The organism is Agreia sp., assembly GCF_964263775.1.
In the GTDB taxonomy this organism is placed as follows: Bacteria; Actinomycetota; Actinomycetes; order Actinomycetales; family Microbacteriaceae; genus Agreia.
Window position 1 is genome coordinate 1 of record NZ_CAXVWM010000197.1, and the last position, 14,766, is coordinate 14,766.

Sequence of the window (14,766 nt, forward strand, 5' to 3'; positions counted from 1 at the left end):
GCCACGGCCAACGCCTGGCGCGAGCAGGCCGCGGCATCCGGCTGGTCTATTCGCGAGCTCGTGATCTCGTTCGCCGCGAAGCACACCTTCGTGGGCACGCCCGTCTTCGTTGCCGAGACGATCAACCGGCATGTGCAGGAGGATGCCTCCGACGGCTTCGTTATCGTGGGAAACACCAACCCGACCGGCCTCGACGAGTTCGTCGACCGGGTCATTCCCGAACTGCAGGAGCGTGGCGTGTACCGAACCGACTACGACGAGAACGCGACCCTGCACGAGACGCTGGGGCTGCCGGCCGTGCCGCGGGCGGCGTCTGCGCGGGCTGCGGCGTCTGCGCCAGCTGCGGCGTCTGCGCCAGCTGTGTCGACACGTTCGACGGCCGCGGCGCTGGCCTCGGCCTAGTGGTCACCCGCGCCGACGTCGTCGTGGTGGGCGGCGGAGCCATGGGCTCCGCCGCCGCCTGGCAGCTCGCCCGGCGCGGCCGTGACGTGACGCTGCTCGAGCGCTTCGGCCCCGGGCGCGCGCAGGGCGCCTCGCACGGGGCATCGCGCAACTTCAACCTGAGCTACGCCGACGACACGTACCTCCCGCTGCTGCGGGAGGCGCTGCCGCTGTGGCGCGAGCTCGAGGCGGAGTCGGGCGTTGCGGTGCTCGACCAGGTCGGGCTCGCAAATCACGGGGCGAACGCCTCATTCGACGCGGTCGCGTCCGCGCTTCCGAGCTATGGTTTCGACGCCTCGTTCCTCACGCCGGAGGAGGCCGGCGATCGCTGGCCGGGCATCCGCTTCGATGGGCGCGTGCTGTTGACGCCGCAGGCCGGCAGGCTCAACGCGGATGCCGCGGTGTCGGCCCTGCAGCAGGCCGCGGTGGCGCGAGGCGCCGTGGTTCTACACCACTCGCGGGTCGTCGCCATCCGGGTCGCGTCAGACGATTCGGTTCTCGTCGACGTGCAGCCGGTCGATGCCAAGACCGGCGAACCGTCGGCACCTGTCGAGACCCTCGACGCGCGCCGGGTCGTCGTGACGCTCGGCGCCTGGACCTCGAAGCTCATCGGCGCGTCCGTGCCCCTGCCGCGCCTGGTCGTGACGCAGGAGCAGCCCGCCCACTTCACCGTGCGCGACTCGGCGCTGCCGTGGCCCGGCTTCAACCACGCGCCGACCCCCGGCGACCCCGCCTACGACTACTGGTACTCGCCGATCTACGGCATGTTCACGCCGGGGCAGGGCGTGAAGGCCGGATGGCACGGCACGGGCCCGGTGCTCGATCCGGATGCGCGCACGTTCGTCGCCGATCCGGCCCAGCTGGCGGCCTTGCAGCGCTACGCCCGGGAGTGGCTGCCCGGCACAGACCCGAACGACTTCGTCGAGATCAGCTGCACGTACACGACGACCCCCGACTCGAACTTCGTCGTCGACTCCGTCGGCCCGCTGGTCATCGGCGCGGGCTTCTCGGGCCACGGCTTCAAGTTCACCCCGTCGATCGGGCGCGTCCTTGCCGACCTCGTCGACGGCACGGCTGCCGCCCCGGCGCTGTTCTCACTGGCAGCGGCTCGCGGCTAGCCTCGACAGCACCGAGCTGACCCGAACTGCTCTCATTCGCGAAAAGCACAGCACGTGGCGTCAAGTCGGCGGCACGATTCGACCTTGAGCGGCTGGCCTAGCGCTGAGGGCCGTCGCGCCCACAGCCGGGAGCAGGCCATGAACCGACGCCGCAAGTCGTGCGATGAGCAACGACGGGTCGACGATGTCGCCGTTGGCGATCATCGCGTCTAATTGGCCGAGCGGCAGTCGAACTGTGGCGACCTGCTCGGCCGGGTCCGCACTCTCAGGCTCAGCCTCGACAGTCGAATGCGCGCTGTATAAGTGCACGGGCCACGCTGAACGGCCGGGGTTGGGAAAGAAGATGTGCAGGGGCCGCAGATCGGTTGGATCCAGGCCCAGTTCTTCGCGACATTCGCGGGCGGCCGCCGCCATCGGCTCCTCGCCCTGTTCGCCGGCACCACCGGGCAGATCATAGATCCAGCGATCCAGAGGATAACGATACTGCCTCGCGAGAACGATCGAGTCACCTTCTATGACCAGGACCGCGACGGCGAACGGGATACTCTCGTCGACCTCGAACTCGATTTCCTGACCACCGGGAAGCTCGACGGAGTGTGTCGCGATTGTGACGCGACCTGTATACGCACGCTTCGAGCCGATGAAGCGCCACGGTCTCTCGGCTTCCGATGTGGCGGTCACGGGATCAGCACGATCTTTCCCCGGGTGTGGCCCTCTTCGCTGAGGCGCTGCGCGTCGGCGGCACGCGCGAGGGGGAAGCGCTCGGAGACCTCCACGTCGAACCTGCCCTGGGCGGCCAGCTCGATCGCTGCGGGAACACCTTCGGCGCGCAGCCGCAGTTCCTCATCGGTCAGCGGCACCGGGCTGCCGCCCGACCACGCCCGAACGCCCAGCTCGGCCGCCCGAGGTCCGGCCACGATCGTGCCGATCTGCGAACGATCGGGCACCAGGGCGAAGGATGCCTCGAGCGCCTCGTCGGTGCCGGCCGCGTCGAGCACGACATCGATTCCCTCGGGCGACGCCGCCCGCACGCGCTCGACAAGGCCGTCGCCGTAGCTCAGCGGAACGGCGCCGAGCTCGACCAGCCGCGCGTGGTTCGCCGGGCTCGCCGTGGCGAACACCTCGGCTCCCCACGCCACGGCGAACTGCACGGCGGCCTGGCCGACGCCGCCCGTTCCTCCGTGGATCAGAAGCCGGGTGCCCTCGCCGACGCCGAGGGAACGCAGCGCCTGGTAGGCCGTCGAGACCGGGATGCCGACGGCCGCGGCCTGCGACCAGGTCCAGACCGAGGGCTTGTGCACGAGGTTCGACGGCGCGACGACGAGGTGGCTGGCGTACGCGCCGGTTGCGCCCTGGATGACGACCTCGTCGCCTGAGGCCCAGCCATCGACTGCCGCTCCGACCTCGAGAACCACGCCCGAGGCATCCGACCCCACCCCGCGCGGCCCATCGAACGGCGGCGACGGGCGACGGCCCGAGCGCAGCTTCGAATCGACGGGGTTCACCCCGATGGCCTGCACTTCGACGAGCAGGCCACCCTCGGAGATCGTCGGAAGGGGAACGTCGACGACCTCGAGGACCTCCGGTCCTCCCACCCGCGAATACTGAACAACCGTCGCCATCGAACCGACCTCTTTCTGTTCACCGGTGTGCAGTTCTCACCGGTCTGCGCGACGCTAGTTCGCGACGGGCTTCAGCGCAAGCCGTCACCCTCACCGTGTCGGCATGTGTCACCGTGTTGTTGCCGTGCCGAGTTGCCTGAATCCGCCCCCTCACCCGCGGTCGAGTGGGCGAATTCAGGCAAGTCGGCGCCCGGTGAGCGAGCGGAAGCGCCGTGAGCGCCTCCGCACCGCGCCGCCCGCCACCTCGTAGGCTCGAACCATGCCCGAACCGCTCGAAACCCCTGCCGCGCTCCAGTCGGATCTCGCCGTCGCCGTGCGCGTCGCGCGCACGGACGAGTACGACGCAGTCGGAGAACTCACCGCGCTCGGCTTCGCGACAGGCCCCTACGCCCATCTTCCCCGCCGACCCGAACGCGTCGCCCTCGAACGTGACGCAGCGGCCCGCGCCGGTGACGGCGGACTGCTCGTCGCCGTAGAAGTCTCCACGAGCGAAGGCGAGGCAAGAATCCTCGGCACCGCGACCGTCACCCGCGCCGAGAACCCGATCTCGCGCCAGGCCCGCGATGGCGAAGCCGAGCTGCGTCTGGTCGCCGTCGACCCGGCCGCACGCGGTCGGGGCGTCGCGCAGGCGCTCGTGCAGGCATCCATCGACCTGGCCGCGAGCTGGGGCGCCCCCGCCCTCGTGCTCGACACCGGACCTCTCAATCACACCGCGCAACGCAACTACCTGCGCGCGGGGTTCGAGCGGGTCGTCGCACGCGAGCTCGGCTCCGAGATCGGAATCGGAACCCCGCAGGTCTACCGCTACGCACTCGAGGACGTCGGTCCCGTGCGCATCCGACTCGTTCGCCCGAACGAGCTCGACGCTGTCGCGCGCCTCACGATCGAGGCGTACGCCCACGACTACGAGCTCTCGGCCGGCTACCGCCAGTCGCTCGGCGACGTGCACGACCGCGCCCGCGCCGACGAGGTCTGGGTGGCCGAAGACACCGCCACCGGCGTCATCCTCGGCACGGTCTGGACTCCCCGGCCCGGCGCCCACCTCTCGCCCCTCGCGCGCGATGGCGAGCTCGACTTCCGGGTGCTGGCCGTGGCCCCGGATGCGCGTGGGCGCGGCATCGGCGCCGCGCTCACCGAGCACGTGGTCGGCCTGGGCCGCATCCGCGGTGTGCGACGCGTCGTGATGAACAGCGGCAGCACCATGCTCGCCGCCCACCGGCTGTACACCCGACTCGGGTTCGTGCGGCTTGCCGAGCGAGAGGGGCGCATCGAGGTCGAACCCGGGGTGTTCGTCGAGCTCTTCGCCTTCGGGCTCGACCTCGACTGAGCGCTCGCGGTCGCCCTGCGCACGATTGTGCCCGAACACCTCCATCCGGGCGCCGGCGCCGGCGCAGAATGGAGGTTTTCGGGCACAATCACCGCATGCCGGCGGCGCTACTCGGCCTTCGGCAGCCCGGGAGGGTTGATCTCGCTCGTCGGCACGGACTCGCTCTCGAGGCCCCAACGATCGAGCACCTCCTGATACTGTCCGCCCTCGATCGCGTCGTTCAGAACGAGGGAGACGGCGTCGATCAGGCCGTTGCCCTTCTTCGTCGCCGCGGCGATGTCGGCCGTGAGGGGCCATCCGCCGCTGAGCGTGCCGACGAGCTTGATCTCGCCGGTCGACGCCGCGGCATACGCACCTGTGGCGTTCGGGTAGAAGTTGACATCGGCTCGCCCCGACTGGATGGCCAGGGTCGCCGCGGCGGGGTCGTTGTAGTAGACGAGCTCCGCCGGCTTCTCGCCGGCGGCGGTGAGTTCGTCGTTCCAGGCGAGCAGAATCTTCTCCTGGTTCGTGCCCGATCCGACGATGATGGTGAGGCCGGAGATATCTGCGGCCTGTGTGATCGAGGTGATGTCGCTATCGGCCTTCACGTAGAAGCCGAGCAGGTCGACGCGATAGCTGGCGAAGTCGTAGAGTTCCTTGCGCTCCTCGGTGACCGTCACGTTGTTCACAATGATGTCGTACTTGCCCGACTGGATGCCGAGGGGCCAGTCCGACCAGTCGACCGAGACGGGGTTGTACTCGAGTCCGAGCCCGTCTGCGACGAGGGCCGCGAGATCGGCCTCGCTTCCGAGCGCGGTGGTGTTGTCGTCGGATGCCGCGAAGACGAGGGGTGGGGCACCGCTCGCCACGGTCTGGGCGACGGTGAGTTTGCCGGCCTCGATCGGCTCGAACCCGCTGGCCTTCAGCGACGCGATGGCGTCTGCGACGGGGTCGATGCTCGGACGGTCGTCGGCGTTCTTCGATGTCAAGTTGAACGAGGTCGCCTCGGCGACCCGCTCTTCGGCCCCGCCGGCAGGCTTCGCGTCTGCGGTGCCCGAGCCGTTGGCGTTCGCCGCGATGGCGATGCCGCCTCCGGCCAGGGCCACGACGACGACTGCGCCGACGATGGCCCCGATCTGCTTCTTGTGAATTGCCATGATCTGGTGGTGCCTCTCTGGGTTGCGGAAAATGGGTTGCTTCGAGCGGTTGGTGCAGTGCTGAGTGGTGCGAAGGCCCTGACTAATGTCAGAGCACCTTGCGAAGAAAATCCCTGGTTCGGGGATGCCTTGGTGTGAGCAATACCTGGCTCGGCGAACCGATCTCGAGGATCTCGCCCTGCTCGAGAAACGCCACGCGGTCGGCCACCTCGCGGGCGAAGCCGATCTCGTGGGTCACGATGATGAGGGTGGTTCCGCTTGTCGACAGCTCCCGGATGACGTCGAGCACCTCCCCGACGAGCTCGGGGTCGAGCGCGCTGGTCGGCTCGTCGAACAGCAGCACCTTCGGGTTCAGCGCGAGCGCGCGGGCGATTGCCACCCGCTGCTGCTGCCCACCCGAGAGCTGCCGCGGGTAGTGCTGCTGCTTGTCGGCCAGTCCGACCCGGGCGAGCAGCGCCTTCGCCTGTTCGCGCGCCTCCGCCCTGGTGGCTCGCCTGAGGGCGACCGGCGCCTCGACCACGTTCTCGAGCGCGGTGAGGTGCGGAAACAGGTTGAAGTTCTGAAAGACGATGCCGATCTGCGTCCGCCGCTCGAGCACGTTCTTCTCGGGCAGCTCGTGCAGCCGTCCGGCGCGCAATTCGTAGCCGATGTACTGTCCGTCGACGGTCACCGATCCCGCATCGACCGTCTCGAGGTGGTTGATGGTGTGCAGCAGTGTCGACTTGCCCGAACCCGACGGCCCGATGAGGGCGATGACCTCTCCGGGCTGCACGGTCAGGGACACGTCGCGCAGCACGCGCACGGCGCCGTAGCTCTTCGACACGTCGGTGATCTCCACCAGTCCGACGGTGGCGCGAACCGGCGCTGTTCTCACCGAAAACGGAGTCGTAAGCGGAATCGCCTGCTCGTCGAACGAACGAATGAAGGTCGGTGTGCTCATGATCCACTTCCCAGAACGGTGTCGCGTCGTCGGCTCTTCTCGGCGGCGAGGGGGTCGTCGCTCGTCTCGTCGCCGAGGCGCGCCCACTGCTCTTTCGTCCAGGCCGTCGCACGCTGGATGGGCGTCAGTGGTAGTTCGCGGTGCGCGCCGCGGGCGTAGTGCCGCTCGACGTAGAACTGGATGATCGACAGCACGGTCGTGATGATCGCGTACCAGACCACGGCCACGAGCAGCAGCGGAATGACGCGCTGATTGCGGTTGTAGATGACCTGAACCGTGTAGAACAGTTCGGGCAGCGCCACGACGAACACCACCGAGGTGCCCTTCACCAGCCCGATGACCTCGTTGAAGAAGTTGGGCAGAATCGCCCGCGCTGCCTGCGGCAGGATGATGCGGAAGAACCGCACCCGGCGCGGCAGAGCGAGGGCGGCCGACGCTTCGAGCTGACCTTGGTCGACAGACAGGATGCCGCCGCGAATGATCTCGGCGAAGTAGGCGGCCTGGTGCAGCGTGAGTCCGATGGTGGCCGCAGCGAACGCCGTGATCAGCGTGGTGGTCGAGAACTCGACGAGCCAGAAGTCCGTGGTGAACGGCGTTCCGAGTCCCAGTGTCGGATACAGGTAGCCGAGGTTGTACCAGACCAGAATCTGCACGAGCAGCGGCACCGAGCGAAAGAACCAGATGTAGGCATAGGCCGCAGCGCTCAGCAGCGGCGACTTCGACAGCCGGAAGTTCGCGAGCACCGCTCCGAGGATGAACCCGCCGATGACCGACACGACGGTGAGGCCGAGGGTCACGCCCAGGCTGCTCAGCACAGACGGCGAGAAGAAGTACTCGGCGAAGACGTTCCACTCGTACTGCTGGTTGATGACGAGCGACCACACGAACTGCAGCACGACGAACGCGACGAGCGCGCTCAGCACCCACCTCCACCAGTGCCGCGTCGGCACCACCTTCACGGGTTCCGGCGCGACGCGCTTCGCTGGGGCCGACTTCACGACCTCGGGCGTCGCGATTGCCTCCGGCGACCGGCGCGGACCATGCCCCGACCTGGCGAGGCCGTCGTCATGGGCCGTCGTGATGCCGGCCACGTCGAGGGGTGCGTCATCCAGACTTTTGGCGAAGCCGTGCACGATCACCTCTTCGGGGTCGAGCGTGACATCGAACAGTGGCGTGTAACCGGTCTGAAAGTAGAGGTGCTTGGCCTCGGGCTGCCGCGGGCCGGTGGTGAGATACGCCCTCGTGTACCCCCGGCGCACCGCCTCGGCCTCGAGCTCTGCGACCACCGTGCGGGCGAGGCCCTGGCGGCGATGCGCCGACGAGGTCCAGATGCGCTTGAGTTCTGCCGTGCGCTCGTCGAACCTCTTGTAGGCGCCGCCTGCGATGGGAACGCCGTCGCGCAGCAGCAGCACGAAGGCGCCGCCCTCGGCGGGCGAGAACGCCGACGCCGGATACCGCCGGATCTCGGCCGACGCCTTCTCTCCGAAGAATTCGCCGTAGCGCGCGTCGTACTCCTCTTCGAGCTCGCGCAACAGGGGTTCGGCGATCGCGTCGTCAGCCGAGACGTAGACGAAGCGATCGGTGCCCCGGGGTGTCTGGTCAAGCAGCGTCACGGGATGCCTCCGACCGGGCCGAACCACTGGCCGAACCACTGGCCGAACCGCTGGCCGAACCGCTGGCCGAAGCGGCCAGGGTTGCCGCGTCGCGCTTCGCGACCTCGTCGCGCACCAGTGGAATCACGGAGCGGCCGAAGTCGATCGTGTCGTTCACGAAGTCGTAGCCGCGAGCCGAGATGATATCGACGCCCAGGTCGATGTAGTCGAGCAGAGCTGCGGCCACGGTATCGGGGGTGCCGACGAGCGCGTTCGAGTTGCCCCGACCACCGGATGCCGCGGCAGGCCGCGTCCACAGCGCCCGGTCGAAGCGGTCGCCCTGGCTGGCGATCGACAGCAGCCGCTGCGATCCGGCATTCTCGGGGTTCGTGAGGTCGCCGACGAACGAACTCGGCGCGGCCTGCGCCTTCCGTGCCTCGATCTTTCCGAGGATATCCTCGGCCTTCTTCCACGCCAGCTCCTCGGTGGCGCCGAGAATCGGCCGGAACGCGACCTGGATGCGGGGCCGCTCGGTGCGCCCCGCCGCGAGCGCCTCGACCGTGATGCGTTCGATCTGCTCCGCGGTGTTCGCGAGCGGCTCTCCCCACAGCGCGTAGATGTCGGCGTCGGCCGCCCCGATGCGGTACGCGGCGTCGCTCGATCCGCCGAACGAGATCTGCGGCCGCGGCTGTTGCACGGGCCAGATGTCGCTCACGAAGTTCTCGAAGCGGTAGTGCGCGCCGTCGAAGCTGAACGGCTCGCGGCTGGTCCACGCCTTCTTCACGATCTGGATGTACTCCCCGGTGCGGGAGTAGCGCTCGTCTTTCGAGAGAAAGTCGCCCTCCGCCGCCTGGTCGGCCGTCGATCCGCCCGTGATGACGTGCACGTTGAGGCGCCCGTCGCTGATCTGGTCGAGCGTCGCGAAGACCTTCGCCGCATATGTGGGGTACGACACGTTCGGCCGGTGCGCGAGCAGAATCTTCAGGTGGTCGAGCTTCGACGCGATGTAGGCCGCCGCCGTCGCCGGGTCGGGCGCACCCGAGTGGTAGGCGAACAGGATGCGATCCCAGCCGTTGTCTTCGTGGGCTCGGGCGAACCGCAGCGTGTAGTCCTTGTCGAAACTCGCACCGGTTCGGGCCTGGGTCTCGCCGCCGTCATTGAGTCCGGCGATGCCTAAGAATTCGATGGGCATATCTGCCTCCTTCATGGTTTAGACACGGGCCGTGTCGCGTTGGAGGAGACGCTAGGTGCGGCCGCGCACGCTCGCCAAGCAGATTCGTTCACAATTCGTCACGTCGTCACGCGAGGTCACATTCCTCGATTTCGATGGACGGAACGTCGACGGTTGTGGCATGTCGCACGCGCCTTTCTCGTCTGTCACCCCGCCCGAGTTCCAGATCGCCCTCATCGGCGGCGGACCCCGGGGAGCGGGCGTGCTCGAGCGTCTCGCCGCCAACCTCCCCGAGCTGTGGACGACCGACGCGCGGATCGTCATCCACGTGATCGACCCGCATCCGGCGGGCCCTGGCCGCATCTGGCGCTACGCGCAGTCCCCTCTTCTGAAGCTCAACTCGATGGCGGCAGACGTCACGATGTTCACCGACGAATCGTCGACCATCGACGGCCCCGTGCGCCCCGGCCCGTCACTCATCGAGTGGGCAGGCCTCGTGAACGCAGGCGAGATAGCTATCCCCCGCGTCGATCCGCGTCTTCGCCATGAGATCGAGAACCTCTCGCCCGCGAGCTTTCCCACCCGTCGGCTGCAGAGTCTCTACCTCAGCTGGTTCTACGCGGATGCCGTGGGCCTCTTTCCCGAGACCGTCGAGGTCGTCGCACACCGGGCGTCCGCAATCGAGACCGTCGACGAGGGCCGGGCCCATCGCATCCGACTCGACGACGGCGTGTCGATCACGGCCGACATCGTGCTCTATTCGCTCGGGCACACCGGTGCCGACGCCGAGCCCGAGCACGCCGGCCTCATCGACTTCGCGCGCCGGCGCGAGCTGTTCTACCTGCCCCCGGCGTTCACTGCGGATGCCGACACCCGCCCGATCGGGCCCGGCCAGCGGGTGATCGTGCGGGGTATGGGCCTGGCCGCGGTCGACCTCACCGTGCTGCTCACCGAGGGCCGCGGCGGCCGATTCGACCGGGGCGGCGACGGAGTGCTGCGCTACACGGCATCAGGGCACGAGCCGCGGCTGTATTTCGGATCGCGCCGCGGGGTGCCGTACCACTCGAAGATCTCGTCGACTCTCGTCGGTGAGAGGCCCGAGGCGCGATACTTCACTCCCGCGATTGCCCGGTCGCTCGAGAAGTCGTTGAACGCCCTCGATCTCAGCGTCGACGTGTGGCCGCTCATCGCGAAGGACATGCTGTGGGGCTACTACCGCGAGCTGTTCACGGGCCACCCCGACCGGGTCGAGGCGAGCTGGGATTCGTTCGTGCAGGCCTTCGACCGGCTCGATCCGCGAGCGCTGCTGCTGGCCGCGCCGAATACCGACGTCACAAACAGCACGCCCCGAGGCCACGCCGTCCCCTCCTTCGCCGACGACGAGCGCATCGAGCACGACGCCCAGGCGTTCGTCGACCTGGTCGAGGGCACGGTCGCCTACGCCGACGACAGGCTGTTCCTGCCCGAGCTCGACCGTCCGCTCGGCGGGGCCCTGGTCGCCGATCGGGGCGAGCTGCAAGAACTCGTGCGCGACTACATCCGCACCGACGTGTCGCTGCGCACACTGCCCGAGCACAGCGCCACGCTCGGATTGTTCATCGCCCTGCTCACGAGCCTCTTCACCCTCTCCGACATCATCGACTCGCCCAAGTGGACCGCCCAGTCCCGGGTCCGCGATATTCACGGCTGGTGGCTCGGCTACTTCAGCTTCATCGCGAGCGGGCCGCCCGCGCACCGCCTCGAAGAGCTCGTCGCCCTCTCGGAGGCCGGCATCGTGGAGTTTCTGGGCGCGGGCATCTGGGTGGAGGCCGACGAGACGTCAGGCATCTTCCGCGCAGGCAGCGCCACGACACCGGTCACCGTGACCGCGAGCGCCCTGGTGGATGCGCGCCTGCCCGAGACCGCAATCTCGCGCAGCGACAACGAGCTGCTGAGGTCGCTGGTCGCGAGTGGAGCCGGACTCGAGGAGATCGTGACAGACGGAGCGTACTCGGCGAGCACGGGCAGGCTCTCGGTGCGGCAGCTCGACACCAGGCTGCTCGGCTCGTCGGGTTCGCACTCCTCGCGGCAGTACGCGATCGGTCCGTACACGAACTCGCCGTTCGTGGGCGCGTTCTCTCGCCCGCGCACGAACGCGATCTCGTTTCGAGAGAACGACAAGGTCGCCCGCGCCATCCTGGCCCGCCTCGCCGAACTGGCCGACGATGGTGCCGATCAGCGGCGCAGCGCCTTGCGGGCCAGGTAGTTGCCGAGAAACTGCACCAGCTGCACGATGATGATGATCACCAGCACCGCCGCCCACGTGACCACGGGGTGGAACTGGCGGTAGCCGTACTGGATGGCGAACGTTCCCAGGCCGCCACCCCCGACGTAGCCGGCGACGGCAGACATGTCGACGAGTGCCACCACGATGAACGTGTACCCCAGGATCAGGGGCCCGAGCGCCTCGGGGATGAGCAGCGTCAGCATGATGCGGCTCCGACTCGCGCCCACCGACCGGGCCGCCTCGATCACTCCGGGCTGCACCGTGAGCAGGTTCTGCTCGACGATGCGGCTGATGCCGAACGCCGCGGCCAGCGACAGGGTGAAAATGATGGCCGTGTTGCCGATTCCGGTGCCCGTGACGAAGCGCGCGAGCGGCTGCGCGGCCGCCAAGAAGATGATGAACGGAATAGGCCGGAACACGTTGACGAGCACGTTGAGCACGCCGAACACGGGCCGGTTCGCGAAGAGGCTGTTCGACCGGGTCGTATACAGCCCGAGGCCCAGGATGAGCCCGCCGATACCCCCGAAGAGCAGGCTGAGGCCCACGATGTAGAGCGTCTCGTAGCTGGCCTGCCACAGCTTGGGCAGAAGTGGTATCAGGTCATCCATGGCGCGGTGCCTCCGTGACGTCGACCCGGGCGGATATCGTGCTGAGCGCCCGGTCGATGGCGTCGCCGTCGCCCGTCAGCGCGAGGGTGAGGTGGCCGAAGACACGGCCCCGGATGTCGTTGATGCCGCCGTAGATCAGCTCGAACGCGACGCCGGCCTGTGCCAGCGATACGAACACGGCGCTCTGCGAGGTGTTACCGTCGCGGAACGAGAGCGTCACGATGCGACCCGGATGCCGCTGCCGCAGCGCCACGAGTTCGGCGACTGAGGGCACTCCCCTCACGACGGTCGACACGAACCGTTGCGACGACGCCTCCGTCGGCCTCGAGAACACGTCGAACACGTCGCCCTGTTCCACGATGCGCCCGCCATCCATGACCGCGACCTTCGTGGCCAGCGTCTGGATGACATCCATCTCGTGCGTGATGACCACGATCGTGACGCCGAACTCGTGGTTCACGCGCTTCAGCAGGTCGAGCACCTCGTGCGTGGTCTCGGGGTCGAGCGCGCTCGTCGCCTCGTCGGCGAGCAGGATGCGGGGGCTCGTCGCGAGGGCGCGGGCGATGCCGACGCGCTGCTTCTGGCCTCCCGAGAGCTGCTCCGGGTAGTTGCGCGCCTTGTCGGCGAGGCCCACGAATTCGAGCAACTCGGCGACGCGAGGGGCGATGTCTGCCCGCTTCGTCTTGGCGACCTCGAGCGGGTACGCGACGTTGCCGGCGACGGTCTTCGAGGTGAAGAGGTTGAACTGCTGAAAGATCATGCCGATGCCGAGGCGCAGCCGGCGCAGCTCGCCCTCTCTCATGCGGGTCACCTCTTCGCCGTCGACGAGGATGCTGCCGCTCGTCGCGTGCTCCAGGGCGTTGATGAGGCGCACGAGAGTGCTCTTGCCCGCGCCCGAATATCCGATGATTCCGTAGATGTCGCCGGCCTCGATGTCGAGGTTCAGCCCCTCGACGGCGTGCACGACCGAACCGCCGCGCGTGGAGGGCGGATACGACTTGGTGACGTCGCGCAGGCTGATGAGGGGCATCGGGCGAATCAGCCCTTGGCCTTGACGTCAGCCTGCACCGTGTCGAGCGAGGACTGCAGGTCGGCGACCGGCGTCTTCACGAAGACGGCGGTTCCGCCCGAGTTCTCTTGCACGGCATCGGTGACGGTCTTCGTGTCCTGGTAGATCTTCACGAGCTTCGCGTACGTCTCGTCGTCGGCGTCATCGGAGCGGGCCGCGAAGATGTTCACGTAGGGCAGTGCGTTGGGGTCTGCCGGGTCGTCTTGCGCGATCGCGTCGTCGAACGTGAGCCCGGCATCCGCGACGAAGTCGTTGTTGATGATCGCGGCCGCGACATCCGGCAGCGACGTCGGGGTCAGGGATGCCTCGAGCGTCGTGACCGTGACAGTGCTCTTGTCGGGATCGACGTCGTCGACGGTCGAGAAGATGCTTCCGCCGTCTTTCAGCTCGACCAGGCCGGCCGACTGCAGAACCAGCAGCGCACGCGACAGGTTGGACTCGTCGTTGGGGATGGCGACGGTGTCGCCCTTCTCGATGTCCTTCACCGAGTCGTACTTCGTGGAGTACAACGCGAGGGGGTAGATGGCCGTTGCGCCGACCGGCACGAGGTCTTCGCCGGAGGCCTCGTTGTACTGCGCGAGGTAGACGATGTGCTGAAACTGGTTGAGGTCGATCTCGCCCTCGGAGAGTGCGGGGTTCGGCTGCGGATACTCGGTGAAATCGACGATGTCGACCGAGATGCCCTCGTCTGCCGCGGCCTTTGTGTAGATCGCCCAATAGGGGTCGCTTGCGCCGACGACGCCGATCTTGACGGGGTTGTCTTCGGTGCCCTTCTCGGCATCGGCTGAACCTGCGGATCCGGCGCAGCCGGCGAGGACGGCGATCAAGGGAAGAGCGGCTGCTGCGGCCAGGATCTTCTTGGTGAGGGACATGGTGCTTCCTTTCGATGGAGCAGGTGCTTGTGCAGAGCAGCTGTCCACGCTACGGACTCCCCGCCGGCGCCACGAAATGCACCTGTAACAAAGGGACTTCGTGCGCGTCTGGCGCCGGCGAGTCGAGCGCGCCTTCAGCGGGCGGGCGCTCGTGCACTGACGGCGCGGGTGCCCGCTGAGAGCGCGGTCGGCCTCGCGCTACTCGACCGGCGCGTCCGGCACGTAGTGGCGCAGCACCGGCGAGCGCGGGGTCGTCGGCGTGCGCACCGCGACCTCGACGCGCTGCAGCATCGCGGGCGTCGTGGGCGTCAGCTCGATTCGGCACTCCAGCTCGCCCGAGCGCCCCAAAATCGTCCAGGCGACGTGGGCGGGCGCGACCGACCACGCGAGCCGGGCGTCGAGCGGCGGCGTCGCGTCGGCATCCAGAACCCCGCCCACCTCGGCGACCGCCGTGGCGAGCGACACGTCGCGTACCTCGGCCGGCACGTCGCCGAGCAGGTTCGGGCTGAAGATCGTGGGCTCGACCTCGGCATCGAGGATGCGCCCCGAACCGCGAACGACGGCATCGACGGCGCGGGCCGCCTCCATCGTCGACGGCCACAGC

General features: G+C 68.2%; 13 protein-coding genes and 2 pseudogenes. 4 read left to right on the forward strand and 11 right to left on the reverse strand.

All coding sequences use genetic code 11. The features are described from left to right. Nucleotides 1–402, forward strand: a pseudogene (locus ACE5CZ_RS14140) (F420-dependent methylene-tetrahydromethanopterin reductase); the annotation flags it as partial. Continuing rightward, nucleotides 402–1,559: an FAD-dependent oxidoreductase gene (locus tag ACE5CZ_RS14145; RefSeq protein ID WP_374947969.1), complete on the forward strand. Its 1,158-nt coding sequence runs from the start codon at nt 402–404 to the stop codon at nt 1,557–1,559. The pseudogene ACE5CZ_RS14140 and the gene ACE5CZ_RS14145, both read left to right, overlap by 1 nt. Nucleotides 1,560–1,619: 60 nt before the next feature. Here the strand turns inward: ACE5CZ_RS14145 and ACE5CZ_RS14150 are convergent, their stop codons facing one another. After that, nucleotides 1,620–2,240 (reverse strand): NUDIX hydrolase, encoded by a 621-nt coding sequence (locus ACE5CZ_RS14150; RefSeq protein WP_374947970.1) that lies wholly within the window; start codon nt 2,238–2,240, stop codon nt 1,620–1,622. Beyond that, entirely contained in the window at nt 2,237–3,181 is a 945-nt protein-coding gene (locus tag ACE5CZ_RS14155) for a zinc-binding alcohol dehydrogenase family protein (protein WP_374947971.1), read from the reverse strand. The genes ACE5CZ_RS14150 and ACE5CZ_RS14155 overlap by 4 nt, the downstream gene beginning before the upstream one ends. 259 nt (nt 3,182–3,440) lie before the next feature. On the opposite strand from ACE5CZ_RS14155, the gene ACE5CZ_RS14160 reads away from it, so the two are divergent. Continuing rightward, the gene (locus ACE5CZ_RS14160; protein WP_374947972.1) at nt 3,441–4,508 is read left to right on the forward strand and encodes a GNAT family N-acetyltransferase; all 1,068 of its coding nucleotides are present in this window, start codon (nt 3,441–3,443) and stop codon (nt 4,506–4,508) included. 107 nt (nt 4,509–4,615) lie between these two features. Here the strand turns inward: ACE5CZ_RS14160 and ACE5CZ_RS14165 are convergent, their stop codons facing one another. The 5 genes and pseudogenes from ACE5CZ_RS14165 to ACE5CZ_RS14185 all read right to left on the reverse strand — a co-directional run bounded on the left by ACE5CZ_RS14165 (nt 4,616) and on the right by ACE5CZ_RS14185 (nt 9,368). After that, nucleotides 4,616–5,644: an ABC transporter substrate-binding protein gene (locus ACE5CZ_RS14165; RefSeq protein WP_374947973.1), complete on the reverse strand. Its 1,029-nt coding sequence runs from the start codon at nt 5,642–5,644 to the stop codon at nt 4,616–4,618. Nucleotides 5,645–5,732: 88 nt separating this feature from the next. Then, a complete protein-coding gene (locus tag ACE5CZ_RS14170; RefSeq protein WP_374947974.1) occupies nt 5,733–6,584 on the reverse strand; it encodes an amino acid ABC transporter ATP-binding protein in 852 nt (283 codons plus the stop codon). After that, complete coding sequence (locus tag ACE5CZ_RS14175; RefSeq protein ID WP_374947981.1) at nt 6,581–7,600, reverse strand: amino acid ABC transporter permease; 1,020 nt, start codon at nt 7,598–7,600, stop codon at nt 6,581–6,583. The genes ACE5CZ_RS14170 and ACE5CZ_RS14175 overlap by 4 nt, the downstream gene beginning before the upstream one ends. 168 nt (nt 7,601–7,768) lie before the next feature. Further along, nucleotides 7,769–8,236: pseudogene (locus tag ACE5CZ_RS14180) on the reverse strand (GNAT family N-acetyltransferase); the annotation flags it as partial. Then, nucleotides 8,184–9,368, reverse strand: a complete 1,185-nt coding sequence (locus tag ACE5CZ_RS14185; protein ID WP_374947975.1) for an LLM class flavin-dependent oxidoreductase — start codon at nt 9,366–9,368, stop codon at nt 8,184–8,186. The gene ACE5CZ_RS14185 and the pseudogene ACE5CZ_RS14180, both read right to left, overlap by 53 nt. 160 nt (nt 9,369–9,528) lie before the next feature. Between ACE5CZ_RS14185 and ACE5CZ_RS14190 the strand changes: the two genes are divergently transcribed. Continuing rightward, nucleotides 9,529–11,592, forward strand: coding sequence for an FAD/NAD(P)-binding protein (locus tag ACE5CZ_RS14190; RefSeq protein ID WP_374947976.1), 2,064 nt, complete (start codon nt 9,529–9,531; stop codon nt 11,590–11,592). Here ACE5CZ_RS14190 and ACE5CZ_RS14195 read toward each other — a convergent pair. From ACE5CZ_RS14195 to ACE5CZ_RS14210, 4 genes are all read right to left on the reverse strand, one after another. Then, the gene (locus ACE5CZ_RS14195) at nt 11,562–12,221 is read right to left on the reverse strand and encodes a methionine ABC transporter permease (RefSeq protein ID WP_374947977.1); all 660 of its coding nucleotides are present in this window, start codon (nt 12,219–12,221) and stop codon (nt 11,562–11,564) included. The genes ACE5CZ_RS14190 and ACE5CZ_RS14195 overlap by 31 nt on opposite strands. Then, on the reverse strand, nt 12,214–13,251 hold the full coding sequence (locus tag ACE5CZ_RS14200; RefSeq protein ID WP_374947978.1) for a methionine ABC transporter ATP-binding protein: 1,038 nt from the start codon (nt 13,249–13,251) through the stop codon (nt 12,214–12,216). The genes ACE5CZ_RS14195 and ACE5CZ_RS14200 overlap by 8 nt, the downstream gene beginning before the upstream one ends. A gap of 8 nt (nt 13,252–13,259) precedes the next feature. Next, complete coding sequence (locus ACE5CZ_RS14205) at nt 13,260–14,162, reverse strand: MetQ/NlpA family ABC transporter substrate-binding protein (protein WP_374947979.1); 903 nt, start codon at nt 14,160–14,162, stop codon at nt 13,260–13,262. A 198-nt stretch (nt 14,163–14,360) separates the two neighbouring features. Continuing rightward, a partial coding sequence (locus ACE5CZ_RS14210) for a hypothetical protein (RefSeq protein ID WP_374947980.1) occupies nt 14,361–14,766 on the reverse strand: 406 nt, incomplete at its 5' end.

Bases quoted from the DNA above. Each gene is read 5' to 3' on its own strand.
- ACE5CZ_RS14165 (WP_374947973.1), bottom strand. From the start codon at position 5,644: ATGGCAATTCACAAGAAGCAGATCGGGGCCATCGTCGGCGCAGTCGTC.
- ACE5CZ_RS14205 (WP_374947979.1), bottom strand. From the start codon at position 14,162: ATGTCCCTCACCAAGAAGATCCTGGCCGCAGCAGCCGCTCTTCCCTTG.
- ACE5CZ_RS14155 (WP_374947971.1), bottom strand. From the start codon at position 3,181: ATGGCGACGGTTGTTCAGTATTCGCGGGTGGGAGGACCGGAGGTCCTC.
- ACE5CZ_RS14200 (WP_374947978.1), bottom strand. From the start codon at position 13,251: ATGCCCCTCATCAGCCTGCGCGACGTCACCAAGTCGTATCCGCCCTCC.
- ACE5CZ_RS14195 (WP_374947977.1), bottom strand. From the start codon at position 12,221: ATGGATGACCTGATACCACTTCTGCCCAAGCTGTGGCAGGCCAGCTAC.
- ACE5CZ_RS14185 (WP_374947975.1), bottom strand. From the start codon at position 9,368: ATGCCCATCGAATTCTTAGGCATCGCCGGACTCAATGACGGCGGCGAG.
- ACE5CZ_RS14160 (WP_374947972.1), top strand. From the start codon at position 3,441: ATGCCCGAACCGCTCGAAACCCCTGCCGCGCTCCAGTCGGATCTCGCC.
- ACE5CZ_RS14170 (WP_374947974.1), bottom strand. From the start codon at position 6,584: ATGAGCACACCGACCTTCATTCGTTCGTTCGACGAGCAGGCGATTCCG.
- ACE5CZ_RS14190 (WP_374947976.1), top strand. From the start codon at position 9,529: ATGTCGCACGCGCCTTTCTCGTCTGTCACCCCGCCCGAGTTCCAGATC.